Source organism: Cohnella hashimotonis, assembly GCF_030014955.1.
GTDB lineage: Bacteria > Bacillota > Bacilli > Paenibacillales > Paenibacillaceae > Cohnella > Cohnella hashimotonis.
Map to the genome: position 1 here is coordinate 4,317,274 of NZ_JAGRPV010000001.1, position 12,465 is coordinate 4,329,738.

Genomic DNA, 12,465 nt, shown 5'->3' on the forward strand with positions numbered 1-12,465 from the left:
TCGCCCCGCAAAAAAAACCGGCCGGAGGCTTCTGCCCCCGCCGGTTGCATCGGTGCTCTATTCATGCCATTATCCCTCAAGACGTGGCGGCCCGCTCCGCCGGACGCCGGATCGCATAAGCGCACTTCAAGCCGCCGTCCGCAATGCATTCGGTCCGCTTGACCTCGGCGCCCAGCAGCGCCTCGAACAATTGCTGCTCGCAGCGGCACGCCTCTCGGTATTTGCCTGCGACCTGGGCGATCGGACAGTTGTACTCGTACAGCGTAAACCGCTCTCCCGCTCCGTCCCGCTCCCAGTGGGACATATAGCCGCCGGCCTGCTGGATGGCAGCCAGCTCAGCTACGCGCTCCTCGAGCGTCGCGCCTGCCATCGTCGACTTGTGCCTCGCGATAAGCTTGTCTCGACGTCCTGCGAACATGCGGCCGATGATCGCTTCGCCCGCAGGATCGTCTTCAAGCTCGCCGAGCAGATCGAGCGCAAGCTGCGGATAGTTTTTGGGAAACAGATCGTCCGCGCGCGCCGTCAGACGGTATACGGCGACGGGTCTTCCCATTGCCTGCTTCACGGTCTCGGCTTCGACGAGTCCCTCGCGCTCCAATGCCTGAATGTGGCGGCGCACACCCATTTCGGTGATCGACAGCGCCTGCGAGAGCGAGGCGATGCTGTTGCCGCCGCCCGTCCGGAGCGTCTGAAGCAGCTGCTGGCGTGTTGTCCTTCCTTCGTCGTGCGGCAGCATAGGCCTCTCCTCCCACGTGCGGACGGCGCCAAACAAAAAAAGCCGCCCGCTTATGCTCCTATTGTATAGGAATAAGCGTGCAGCGTAAATTGCCAATCCTCGTCAGCGTGGCTGCTCCCAAGGATCGAGCTCGCGTCGCAGGTACGATTGTACCGATTCGGAAAAAGAATCCAGCAGCGCCTTGAGCTCGCCGGTAAGCGGATGAAGCTGCGACCGCTGCCAAAGATCGTAATCCTGCACGAGCGGCCTGCGAAGCGATACGAGCGCGCGCAGACGTTCGGCCAGATGCTCGTCGATAACACTCTCGCCGCCGATGACGCCGACGATGTCCTCGTAGCTGCCTGCGTCGCGCATCATGAAGCCGTCGATCAAAAAGCTGCCGACGTCCGTCACGATCTCGAGCGCCAGATGAAGGCAGCGCTCCTGCGCCAGCCCCTGCAGCAAATCGCCCTGCCACGAAGCGGCAAGTCCCGATGCCGCGGCGCCCAGGTCAGGCACGCAGCGGAGCCGGCTTGCGATCGCTTGTCTGTTCACGTAATACATGCCATCACCCTCAATCCTTCTTGCCGCGCTTGTTGCGGCCTTTGCGCCGCAGCCAATAGACCATAATCAACGCGCTGATGATGATCACCAGCAGATAAGTCATCATTTCGTACAGATCGCCCGCGCCGGAGTCGGTCGTCGTGTTCACCCGATTCGCTCCCTCAGCTCTCGTAATCGACGACGGCCTGCGCTTCGCGCGCAACCGTCATATGCTCGATTACTTTTTTGTGCTCAGGGTGCACCTGATACGCCTGCATGTCCGCAAGCGAAGCGAACTTGGTCACGAGCGAGATATCGTAGGAGCGTTCGGAATGAACGACGTCCGTACCGACCTCGATCGAGAGCAGCTGTTCGACTTTCCCTTCCATGTTGCGGAGCACGGCCGCCGTCCGGGCAACGCTCTCGGGGCTGCGGTCCTTTAATTTGAACAATACGATATGGGTCAGCATATTTTTGTCCCCTTTCTGATTGTGCGCATGTATCCGCCGGGCTATCCCGCATGTACGCTCCGCGCGACGCGCATACTATACGCATTCTCGCTGAACGCCGCGGAAGGAGGCAGGTCATGCGGCTCACTTATACGATTTTGTTCACGGTGATCGGGCTTGCGCTATGCTTGTTCAACGCGACAGGGTACGATCCCCACAATGCTTTTTTGTTCATGTTCAGCGTGCCGATCTGGTTCGTCGAGCTCTTCGGCGACATTCATAAGGTCAGCGTGATGGGTATGTACGCTCTCACTGTACTGAGCTATGTCGTCATTGGAGCGGTCTGCGACTATTTGATCGCCAGGCTCTACCGTCGAAGAAGCGCCTGACGGATCCGTCAGGACAAGTGGGCCTTATGAAAAAAAGGAGCCGGCAACGGCTCCTTTCTCCTTTGCGCAAGGCTCGTTATTCGATGATGATCTTGGACTTCATGGTCGAGTGGCCTTGTCCGCACATGACGGTGCAATGCAGCTCGATCGTCTTGCCCTTGTCGCTCTCGGGGAACGTATAGTCCGCTTCCGGCTTGTCGGCGCTCAGCTCGAGGCCGGCAGCTTCGATACCCGCTCCGTGCACGCCCAGCTTGTTCGAAAATTTGATCTTGTAGTTGGTGCCGGCCTTCACGTGATACTCCGCTTGGTCGAACTTGTAACCTGCCGATGTCGCGGTGATCTTCAGCAGCTCCTGGCCTTCGGCCAAACCTGCTTCCTCGCTCTCGGGCTTCGCCGGCAGATCGTTAGCCAAGAGGTACACAGCAAAAAGACAGGCCACGACAAGCAAAGCCGGCATGATCCATTTAAACATCGTTGCTCCCCCTGCTTCCTCGAAATGTCTACCTCTTATATTACCTAAAAGGGGCGCTTCAACTCAACTATTGACGGCGTGAAAGCGTCAACTTTTTTTCACATTTGACAATTTGATGAACGAATCGTTAATAATTTTTGCCATTTTTACGATTTTAAATCATCGTCCTTGCTTTTTAGTTCTTTGTCCTTGCTTTTGTCCTTCAGCATCTGGACAGTCTGCTTCAGACGCTCCGGAAGCGGCAGACCGAGACGTCCGCAATTTTCGACGACGGAGATCAATTCATTGGCCAAATAAAAATACGTCGCGCCTCCCATAACCGCGTTGACGCCCAGCAATTGGTCGATTCGGTGACAAACGAGCAGCACGAGAAGCACCATGCCCTTTTTCGCCAGTCCCCTAAAGCCCGTTCGACTGTTCAGTCCGGGCCCGGACCGGATAGCCGCATATACGCCCGTTACGTAATCGACGCCCATGGCGACGACCAAAAGCGTCAGCGCTTCGTTCCATAGCCCGAATGCGAACGTCAGCACCGAACCCGCCACGGCGACCGCGCAGTTCATTTCCCAAGACATCTTCCTCTCCTCCCTCCGAGCCGTTCGCTCTTCCGGAATGCTCCGGCAGGCTCCGTACAACGTATGCGCGCGGGACAAGACCCGAGGCGGCATCAGCGGCTTCGCGCGCAAGAAGCCGCACCTCTCACGAAGATCCGAGCAAGCGTGAGGTCGATTCGATTGGGGTAAGGGATGCTGACGGGCAATGGACGCGCGATTGTCCGCCCGACGGCATGGCGACGAACCATCATACGATCGGAGGGAATTCGATGTCTCACTATGTGGAAGTCCAGAAAGGGATTCGAATCTATGTCGAGGATATCGGCGAGGGTACGCCGATTATTTTTCTGCATGGCTGGCCCGTCAATCACAAAATGTTCGAGTATCAATTCCTGGAGCTGCCGCGTCTCGGGTACCGCTGCATCGGCATCGATCTCCGCGGCTTCGGCAAGTCTGACGCGACGTGGGACGGGTACAACTATTGCAGCCTGGCGGACGATATCAAGGCGGTCATCGATCACTTGGGCGTGACGGGCGCGACGCTCGTCGGCTTCTCCCTCGGCGGCGCCGTAGCTGTGCGGTACATGGCCAGACATGGCGGATACGGCATCTCCAAGCTGCTGCTCATCGGCGCAGCCGCGCCTTCGTTCGTGCAGCGCGACGACTTCAAGCACGGGACGCCGCCGGAAAAACTGGACGACATGATCCTGCAGGCATATACGGACCGACCGACGCTCGTCTCGCAATTCGGCAAGATGCTGACAGCAAGCAAGCCGAGCGCCGGCATGGCGGCATGGCTTCTGTCGCTTGGTTTGGAAGCGTCCGCTGTCGGTGCCTATAAGGCGCTGGAGTCGCTGCGCACGGAAGACCTTCGCGAGGATCTGCCCTTGATCGCCGTGCCGACCGCCATCTTCCACGGGGTTAAGGACGAGATCTGCCCGTTCGAACTTGGCGAAGAGATGCACCGGTACATTCCGCAATCGACGCTCCATCGCTTCGAGGACAGCGGGCATGCCCTGCTGTTCGACGAGCCGCAGCTGTTCAGCGAACGGTTGACGGCATTTCTCGCCGGCACGCTTGCCATCCCCGCGCCGATCGAGGTGCAGCCCGAGCAGACGCCGGTTCTATAAAAGCGCAGCTTCACGCAAAAAGAAGGCTTGGTCCGGAACAGCCGGAGCAAGCCTTCTTTTTATACTTTAAATGCAGCTCAAAATGCAGCTCAAAACCCCTGCGTCTTCAGCCAAGCCGCGGCGGCCGACGTCCATCCCGATGCAAACGGATGATCCTCGGCCAAGCCGATCCCGTGCGCTCCGCTGCTGTACACGTGCAGGTCGAACAATACGCCCTTCTCCTTCAGCGCCGCGGCGAACAGCAGGCTGTTCTCGACCGGCACCGCAGCGTCGTCTGACGTATGCCACAAAAAGGCCGGCGGCGTCTCGGACGTGACGCGAAGCTCCGCAGACATCGCGTCGACCAGCGCCGCCTCCGGCGACTCGCCGAGCAGGTTCTGACGGCTGCCCGCGTGCGTATGCGGATCCCTGAGCGTAATGACGGGATAGCAGAGCACGATCAGGTCCGGCCGGTCGGAGACGCGGTCGATCTCGTCCGCCGCTTCCGGATTCGGACCTTCCCATTGCGTGCCGGCCGAAGCGACCAGATGGCCGCCCGCCGAGAAGCCCAGCAAGCCGATGCGCCCGGCGTCGATGCCGAACTCCGCGGCGCGGGCGCGCACGGTTCGAATCGCGCGCAGCGCGTCCGTAAGCGGAGCAGGATGCTTGTACGGCGCGACGCGGTACCGGAGCACAAAAGCGGATATGCCCAGGCCGTTCAGCCACCTCGCGATGGGCTCCCCTTCATGGGCGGCCCGAACGCCGTAGCCGCCGCCCGGCGCCACGATGACGACCGGACGATCGCTCCCTTCGAGCAGATAAGGAAACAAAGCGGGACGGTCCTCCGGCGTGTCGCCCTCGGCATAAGGAGCGCCATTAAGCCAGAGCAGCCGTTCTTCAGGTGTAAACGCTGACATCATTGCACCTCGATCGGGATTATTATCGCTGTTTCTCAACCTATATCCTAGCACACCGTCCTGATTTTGCCGATAGGATTCGTCACGTTCGAAACTATCCGTTGCCAAGCCTTCGCGCACGTGCTACTATTGTTAAAATTTATCGAGCGAGAGCTATGGGAGGATGATAGACTTTGGCCAAATATTACACGGAACCTTCGCGCACGTTCAGCGAATACTTGCTGATTCCGAACTTGACGAGGCGCGAATGCACGACCGAGCGCGTATCGCTCCGAACGCCGATCTCCAAGTACGGCCGCGGCGAGCAGCCTCGCCTGTCTCTTAACATTCCGTTCTCCTCCGCCGTGATGCAGTCCGTTTCCGACAATGCGATGGCAGTCGCCCTCGCCCGCAGCGGCGGCATCTCGTTCATCTTCGGTTCGCAGCCTGTCGCCGAGCAAGCCAGCATGGTCGGCAAGGTCAAATCCTTCAAGGCCGGCTTCGTCGCCAGCCGCTCCAACCTCACGCCGGATCACACGCTCGCCGACGTCAAGGCGCTTAAGGCTTCGACGGGGCATTCCACGGTCGCGATCACCGACGACGGCTCCCCCAGAGGCAAGCTGCTCGGCATTGTCACGAGCCGCGATTACCGCGACAGCCGGGATCCGTCCGACAAGCAGATCCGGGAATTCATGACGCCCTATGCCTCGCTCGTTTGCGGTCGTTCCGGCATCTCGCTGCCGGAAGCGAACGACCTTATCTGGGAACACAAGCTCAACTGCCTGCCGATCGTGGACGAGACGCAGCGGCTCGAACACCTCGTTTTCCGCAAAGATTACGACGCCCATAAGGAATATCCCCTCCAACTGCTTGACGCCAACAAAAGCTATGTCGTCGGCGCCGGCATCAACACCCGCGACTATGAAGAACGCGTGCCCGCCCTGGTGGCGGCCGGCGCGGACATCCTCGTAATCGACGCCTCCGACGGTTATAGCGAATGGCAGCGCGATACGATCGAATACGTCAAGGCCAACTTCGACATTCCGATCGGCGCCGGCAACATCGTCGACCGCGAAGGCTTCAGGTATCTCGTCGATGCCGGCGCAGACTTCGTCAAGGTCGGGATCGGCGGCGGCTCCATCTGCATTACCCGCGAGCAAAAAGGCATCGGTCGCGGCCAGGCTTCCGCGCTTATCGAAGTGGCCGAGGAGCGTGACCGTTATTATCAGGAGACCGGCATTTACGTCCCCCTTTGCTCCGACGGCGGCATCGTGCACGATTACCACATTACGCTCGCACTCGCCATGGGCGCCGACTTCGTCATGATGGGCCGCTACTTCGCCCGGTTCGACGAGAGCCCGACGCGCAAGCTGAAGGTCGGCAACAACTTCGTCAAGGAATTCTGGGGCGAAGGCTCCAATCGCGCGCGCAACTGGCAGCGGTACGACAGCGGCGGCAAAGAGAATCTGTTGTTCGAGGAAGGCGTCGACTCGTACGTGCCTTATGCGGGCGGTCTTCAGGAAAACCTCGACAAGACACTCGGCAAAATCAAGTCGACGATGTGCAACTGCGGCGCCATCAGCATCCCGGAGCTGCAGCGCGAAGCCCGCATCACGCTCGTATCGGCGACCAGCCTCGTCGAGGGCGGCGCCCACGACGTCATGATCAAAGATACCGGCTTGTCCGGGGACTAATATACGTGAGCTCGGCCCGCCTCCCTTTACCGGAGAGCGGGCCGATTATTTATATGACGCGCATACACCGTTACTTCAGCCCCTCCTCCAGGGAGACAATGCCGCTTTCCCTGGCACATGCCATTATCCCTTTCGCTCAGTATGCTTCACACCATACAGACGCCGAAGAAAGCACGCTCATAACATCCTATTGCGCCTGCGCTGCAACCCGTGCCATTATCCCTTTCGCTCATGATGCGCCCCATGCCTTGCGATACACAAAAAAGATACCATCTGCTGGGGAATCGGTCCTTGCCGGCGCCGCATTCTTTCGCAAAACAACTCACCGGGGAAATCATGCACCTGAGTGAACGGGATAATGGTATGAGACTCGAAAAAAGCCAACTTCCCGCGAGGAGTTCGTGTCCGACAATGGACGATTCTCAGGCGAAAAATAAAAGCCCAAGGCTGCCTTGCGCCTTGAGCCTGAATAACGGAAAGTGCTTAGCTCAGCCGAACCGCCCGCTGATATAGTCCTCCGTCCGCTGATCGGAAGGATCGGAGAAGAGCTTCTCGGTGGCGCTGTACTCGACGACTTCTCCGTTCAGGAAAAAAACGGTCTGGTGAGAGACGCGTGCAGCCTGGTGCATGTTGTGCGTGACCATGACGATCGTGTAACGGTCCTTTAGCTCTTGTGCGAGCTCCTCGATCTTGATCGTGGAAATCGGATCGAGCGCCGATGTCGCTTCGTCCATGAGCAGCACGTCGGGACCGACCGCGAGCGCGCGGGCGATGCAGAGGCGCTGCTGCTGACCGCCCGAGAGGCTGAGCGCGGAGCGCTTCAGATGGTCCTTGACCTCGTTCCAGAGCGCTGCGGAGCGCAGGCTGTTTTCGACGATCTCGTCCAGCTCGCGCCTTTTGGAAATACCGTGCAGGCGCGGGCCGTACGCGACATTGTCGTAGATGGATTTAGGGAATGGATTCGGCTGCTGAAACACCATGCCGATCTTTTTGCGGAGCGTCTCGACATGCACGTCTCCGCCGTAGATGTCCGTCCCGCCGATCTCGATGCTGCCCTCTACGCGCGCGCCGGGAATCATGTCGTTCATCCGGTTCAGCGTGCGGAGCAGCGTCGACTTGCCGCAGCCCGAGGGGCCGATAAAGGCGGTGATCGCCCGCTGCGGAATTTCCAGCGATACTTGCTTCAGCGCATGAAAAGCGCCGTAAAACAAATCCAGCTTATTGATTTCGATGAGCGCCGTTCCTTGCACGATAAATTCCTCCTTGACTACGATAAGTCCAGTGCGATAGCTTCAGCCGGCAAACGGCTAGCCCTTCATTTTGCGCGCTTTAATCCAGAGCGGCAAGCGGAACACAAGGTTGATCGCGAGCACGATCATAATGAGCACGGCCGTCGCCTTCTGCGCGATATCGCCGGCGTCCGGAACGATCGCTTCGGATTGGACGTACCACAAATGCACGGCGAGCGTCTCGCCCGGGGACAGCAGATTGAAGTCCCATAGCTCGCCGGAGGTGGTGACGCCGGCGGTCAAGATGATGACGGCGCTCTCCCCGAATGCGCGGCCGGCGGTCAAGCAGATGCCGGTGATGATGCCGTTCAAAGCGACCGGAATGAGCACGGTCCTTATCGTCTGCAGATGCGTGGAGCCCAGCGCGAACGAAGCGTTCTTAAGCTCCGTCGGCACCGACCGCAGCGATTCTTCCGTGACGCGCGTCAACATCGGCAGGTTCAGGAAGGCAAGACTGACCGCGCCGCCGAGGATCGTCAGATCAAGATGGAAGATGTCGACGAACAGCGAGATGCCGAACAGGCCGAAAATGATCGACGGTACCGACGACAGTCCTTCGACGCAGATACGGATAAAACCGATAAAGCGGTTGTCCGGCGCAAATTCAGCCAGGTAGATGCCTGCGGCCATGCCGAGCGGGATCGAGATCGCAAGCGACAAGAACAAAATATAAAACGAGTTGAACAGCGCGGGCCCGATACCGCCGCCTTCCTCGATCTCGCTGGGCAATCCGGTCAGGAAATCCCAGCTCAGATTGGGCAGACCCTTGCGCAGCAGCATGAACAGCAAGCCGAGAATAAACAGGATAACAAGAATGCCCAGGGCCCAGACGAACACGTTAAAAATCCGGTCGTTTCTGGCGGCGGAGCTTGACGATCTCGCAAACGCGTTCGCGCGGCGAGCGGCAGCAGCGCCAGAATTGCCGCCGGGTACCGGTGCGATCGGCATGCCATTTTTGGAGGAATCGCTCACGATGCTTTCGCCCCCTTCTTCTGCAGCAGCCGTACCGCGACGATCAGCAGCAGCGAGATCGCGAGCAGAAGGAAGCCCATCAGGTACAGCGCGTAATTCCAGGTCGAATCGAATTCGACGCTCGTAATCTGCATGACGATGTTACTCGTCAGCACGGCGGTTGGCGTGAAGAGGCTGTCAGCCAGCTGCGGCGTATTGCCGATGACCATGACGACGGCCATCGTCTCGCCGATCGCGCGGGCCATGCCGAGGATGACCGCGTACACGATGCCGCTGCGCGCAGCAGGCAGCACCACGCGGAATATCGTCTGGAAGCGCGTCGAGCCGAGCGCGTACGAGGCATCTCTGTATTTCTTAGGTACTGCGGAGATCGCATCGTCGCTGATGCGGGCGATCGTCGGCAGTACCATGATGGCCAGCACGATAGCCGCGGCGAGCAGCCCGTCAGCCAGATCGCGTCCTGTCAGCTCGCGGAGCATCGGGATCAGAATGGTCAGTCCCAGGTAGCCGTAGACGACGGAAGGAATGCCGACGAGCAGGTCCATAATGGGTCGCAGCGTGTCGCGCAGCCAGACCGGCGTGATCTCCGCCAGGAACACGGCGATCAGAACGGCGATCGGTACGGCCAGTACAAGCGTAAGCCCGGTCAAGGCGAATGTGCCGAATATGAAGAGCAGCGCGCCGAAGTGCCCGTTTTCGGGATCCCAATTGGTGGAAAAGAAAAACTCTTTGAACGAAACCGTTTCGAATGTCATAACGCCCGTCTTGAACATCAAGATCAAAATGCCGAACAGGACCAGACAAACGAAGACGGCAGCGGATACGCACAGAACTTTAAAAGTCGAATTAAAAAATCTCAGACGGGATCTGCGGTCAAGCGGATCGCCGCCGGCTTGGCGCAAACTGTTGCCCAGCTCCGCCGGCGCGATGACGCGGCTCTGCGCGTTCATCTCAAGCATAGGACGAATCTCCTCTCCCAGGTAAAAACGTAAAGAAAAAGCCGGCCTTAAGCGCTTTGACGCTGCAGCCGGCTTGATGGCGCGATACGATCGATTGTGCTTGGATTACTTGACGGCTGCCAGCGGGATGAACTTCAGCTTTTTCAGCGAGCCGTTTTGGAATTTGGCGCTTTGAATGTACTCGATGAATGCCTTGGTTGCGCCCGTCGGCTGGCCCTTCGTCATGAAGTAGCCGATGCCCCATACTTTGTACGTTCCGTTCAATACGTTTTTCTCGGTCGGCGCAGCGCCGTTGATCGACAGTGCCTTCATCTTGTCGGTCACGTACGGCAGGTCGATATAGCCGATGGCGTTAGGCGTCGTTTCGATGGCGGTCTTCATGTCGCCGCTCGAGCCCGTTTCCTTATAGTTGTCGCCCTTGGTCATGAAGTCCTTGCCTTCAAGCGCCTTCAGTTGGAAGTTAACGCGCGTGCCGGAGCCGAACTTGCGGTTGACGACGACGATGTTGGCGTCCGAGCCGCCTACGTCCTTCCAGTTCGTAATCTTGCCGGAGAAGATGTCTTGCAGCTGCTTGGTCGTCAGGTTGCTGACGCTTACGTTCTTGTTGGCGACGGCAGCGAAAACCGTGACGGCGACCGGATTGGCCACTTGGCCGTCAAACTTCTTGAAGCCCGGCACATCGGTCGATGCATCCCAGTCTACTGCGCCGATGTCGGCGATGCCTTTGCGGACCGATTGAGGACCGGCGATGGAGCTGACCGCGGATGCCGAGATCTTGACCTTCGGGTTCAGCTTTTGGAATTCGCTCTTCGCTTGCAGCGTCAGCGGCAGCAGTGCCGAAGAGCCGTTGATGACGATTTTGCCTTTAAGCGAGCTTGCCGCGGATGCGACGGATGCGCCGCCGGCAGCCAGGGAGACCGCAAGCGCGACCAGCGCGGCGGGTTTGAACCATTTTTTCATAGGAATGAGTGCTCCTCTCGTATTTGAAAAAGATTAACGGGTGACCGGCTTCCAGGAGCCGTTTGCGTTCACGTACAAGCCATCTTCAAGCGCGATGATCATTTGCGATCCGTTCACGGCAAGACCGGATGCAGAAGCAGGTACCTTGTACAACAGCTTTTGGGATGCCGTCGCAGGATCGACTTCATAGATCGCCGACTCGTCGGCGTTCACAGCGGTCAGAACGTACAGCTTGCCGCCGGACAGAACCAGTTCTTCTACGTCGCCTTCGGCGAGCAACGTAGCCGTTTTCTTTTCCTTGTCTACCGATACGACCGTCGCGCTTGCGTTCTCGTCCGCCACGCTTACATAGTAAACCGTGCTGCCGTCCGGAGAGACTACGAACAGCTTGTCGTCCTTCGCCGAAGTGAGCGCGACTGCCGCCGGCTTCTCGGCCGTAGTGTCGAACAAGTTCACCTGCACTTGCTCGCCGCTCGCGTCGATGGCGACCGTATCCTTGTCCAGATCGGTACCGTCGGCCGTCGCCTTCGGCGGCGTCGTAACCAGGTATGCGAACTTCTTGCCGTCCGGAGAAACAGACAGCGCGGATTTGTAATCGACCTTGTCCTCTACAACTTTGGAGATCGTGCCCGTCGCGACGTCTACCTTGGCGATGACCGAACCCTTGTCGCCTTGCAGGAAGTAGATCGCGGAGCCGTCTGCGGACCATACGAGCTCGGTCTTGATCGAGGTGTCATTGCTGATTTGCTTCGATTGCTTGCTCGCCAGGTCGAGGACGTACACCGCGCCTTCCCCGTCCGTATAAGCAGCCTTTGCGCCGCCCGGCGCGACGATCAGGTCCGAACCGCCTTCGGTAGAGAGCAGCTCCGCCGATTTGCCGGTCGCCACGTCAACCAGATAGTCGGTACGTTTCGCGTCCGTCTCGACGGAGACGATCGCCTGGCTCGCGTTTACGAAGCGCGCGTTCTCGCCGCCTGCGATCAGCTTGATCGTGTTGATCGCCAGCTTGCCGTCCTTCAGCGCCATCGTCCCGCCGAGAGCTTGTACAAGCGGCTTGACCGCTACGAATGCCGTTCCGTTCAGAACCTTTACCGGTTGATTCAGGTTAACGACGTTGCCGTCGACCGATGCTTGCTTGACCCCCGTCTTGAAAGCAAAGGAATGCGAATCGAGCGTAACCGTCGTGTAGCCGTTCAGCGTCGACAGCTTCGCGCCGAGTGCCGCGCTCAGATCGCGCACGGAAACCAGCGTTTCACCGTTCGAGAGCACCGTACGCACTTGCACGTCCGTGTAGTTGACAACGAATGCGGATTGCTTAACCGTCAGCGTTACGGCTTTTGCCGCGATCGCCTTGGCAGAAGTTGTCGAGCCCGCTTGCGCAGCGCCTGCCGTTCCCGCTGCCGCCGTCCCCAAAGCCGCTGCCAAAATCGTTGCCGCGATTGCTTTCTTCATCACCATGTGCGC

Annotated in this window: 15 protein-coding genes; 3 read left to right on the forward strand and 12 right to left on the reverse strand. The window is 59.0% G+C overall.

All coding sequences use genetic code 11. The annotated features are described in order from the left end of the window. Positions 1–76: 76 nt before the first annotated feature. The 4 genes from KB449_RS17510 to KB449_RS17525 all read right to left on the reverse strand — a co-directional run bounded on the left by KB449_RS17510 (position 77) and on the right by KB449_RS17525 (position 1,728). On the reverse strand, positions 77–736 hold the full coding sequence (locus tag KB449_RS17510; RefSeq protein WP_282909596.1) for a helix-turn-helix transcriptional regulator: 660 nt from the start codon (positions 734–736) through the stop codon (positions 77–79). Positions 737–838: 102 nt separating this feature from the next. Beyond that, positions 839–1,279 (reverse strand): DUF86 domain-containing protein, encoded by a 441-nt coding sequence (locus KB449_RS17515; RefSeq protein ID WP_282909597.1) that lies wholly within the window; start codon positions 1,277–1,279, stop codon positions 839–841. Between the two features lie 10 nt (positions 1,280–1,289). Then, entirely contained in the window at positions 1,290–1,427 is a 138-nt protein-coding gene (locus KB449_RS17520) for a hypothetical protein (RefSeq protein ID WP_158543932.1), read from the reverse strand. A gap of 13 nt (positions 1,428–1,440) precedes the next feature. Continuing rightward, on the reverse strand, positions 1,441–1,728 hold the full coding sequence (locus tag KB449_RS17525; RefSeq protein ID WP_282909598.1) for a Dabb family protein: 288 nt from the start codon (positions 1,726–1,728) through the stop codon (positions 1,441–1,443). 116 nt (positions 1,729–1,844) lie between these two features. On the opposite strand from KB449_RS17525, the gene KB449_RS17530 reads away from it, so the two are divergent. Further along, the gene (locus KB449_RS17530; protein ID WP_282909599.1) at positions 1,845–2,096 is read left to right on the forward strand and encodes a hypothetical protein; all 252 of its coding nucleotides are present in this window, start codon (positions 1,845–1,847) and stop codon (positions 2,094–2,096) included. A gap of 76 nt (positions 2,097–2,172) precedes the next feature. Here the strand turns inward: KB449_RS17530 and KB449_RS17535 are convergent, their stop codons facing one another. Both KB449_RS17535 and KB449_RS17540 read right to left on the reverse strand, forming a co-directional pair. Further along, complete coding sequence (locus KB449_RS17535) at positions 2,173–2,568, reverse strand: cupredoxin domain-containing protein (protein ID WP_282909600.1); 396 nt, start codon at positions 2,566–2,568, stop codon at positions 2,173–2,175. Between the two features lie 146 nt (positions 2,569–2,714). Continuing rightward, the gene (locus KB449_RS17540) at positions 2,715–3,143 is read right to left on the reverse strand and encodes a phage holin family protein (RefSeq protein WP_282909601.1); all 429 of its coding nucleotides are present in this window, start codon (positions 3,141–3,143) and stop codon (positions 2,715–2,717) included. Between the two features lie 248 nt (positions 3,144–3,391). Here KB449_RS17540 and KB449_RS17545 point away from each other — a divergent pair, with 248 nt between their 5' ends. Beyond that, the gene (locus tag KB449_RS17545) at positions 3,392–4,252 is read left to right on the forward strand and encodes an alpha/beta fold hydrolase (RefSeq protein ID WP_282909602.1); all 861 of its coding nucleotides are present in this window, start codon (positions 3,392–3,394) and stop codon (positions 4,250–4,252) included. An 89-nt stretch (positions 4,253–4,341) separates the two neighbouring features. Here the strand turns inward: KB449_RS17545 and KB449_RS17550 are convergent, their stop codons facing one another. Continuing rightward, complete coding sequence (locus KB449_RS17550) at positions 4,342–5,148, reverse strand: alpha/beta hydrolase (RefSeq protein ID WP_282909603.1); 807 nt, start codon at positions 5,146–5,148, stop codon at positions 4,342–4,344. Positions 5,149–5,321: 173 nt separating this feature from the next. Between KB449_RS17550 and KB449_RS17555 the strand changes: the two genes are divergently transcribed. Beyond that, entirely contained in the window at positions 5,322–6,821 is a 1,500-nt protein-coding gene (locus KB449_RS17555; protein ID WP_282909604.1) for an IMP dehydrogenase, read from the forward strand. A gap of 488 nt (positions 6,822–7,309) precedes the next feature. On the opposite strand, the gene pstB is transcribed toward KB449_RS17555, so the two are convergent. The 5 genes from pstB to KB449_RS17580 all read right to left on the reverse strand — a co-directional run bounded on the left by pstB (position 7,310) and on the right by KB449_RS17580 (position 12,453). Continuing rightward, on the reverse strand, positions 7,310–8,071 hold the full coding sequence (gene pstB, locus KB449_RS17560) for a phosphate ABC transporter ATP-binding protein PstB (RefSeq protein ID WP_282909605.1): 762 nt from the start codon (positions 8,069–8,071) through the stop codon (positions 7,310–7,312). A gap of 57 nt (positions 8,072–8,128) precedes the next feature. Then, positions 8,129–9,082, reverse strand: a complete 954-nt coding sequence (gene pstA / locus KB449_RS17565; RefSeq protein ID WP_282909606.1) for a phosphate ABC transporter permease PstA — start codon at positions 9,080–9,082, stop codon at positions 8,129–8,131. Then, positions 9,079–10,032 carry a phosphate ABC transporter permease subunit PstC gene (gene pstC, locus KB449_RS17570; protein ID WP_434082558.1) on the reverse strand — a complete coding sequence of 318 codons (954 nt, stop codon included), beginning with the start codon at positions 10,030–10,032 and terminating at the stop codon, positions 9,079–9,081. Before pstC ends, pstA begins: the two co-directional genes overlap by 4 nt. A 114-nt stretch (positions 10,033–10,146) precedes the next feature. Then, positions 10,147–11,001: a phosphate ABC transporter substrate-binding protein gene (locus KB449_RS17575; RefSeq protein ID WP_282909608.1), complete on the reverse strand. Its 855-nt coding sequence runs from the start codon at positions 10,999–11,001 to the stop codon at positions 10,147–10,149. A 33-nt stretch (positions 11,002–11,034) separates the two neighbouring features. Continuing rightward, on the reverse strand, positions 11,035–12,453 hold the full coding sequence (locus tag KB449_RS17580; RefSeq protein WP_282909609.1) for a stalk domain-containing protein: 1,419 nt from the start codon (positions 12,451–12,453) through the stop codon (positions 11,035–11,037). Positions 12,454–12,465 lie beyond the last annotated feature (12 nt).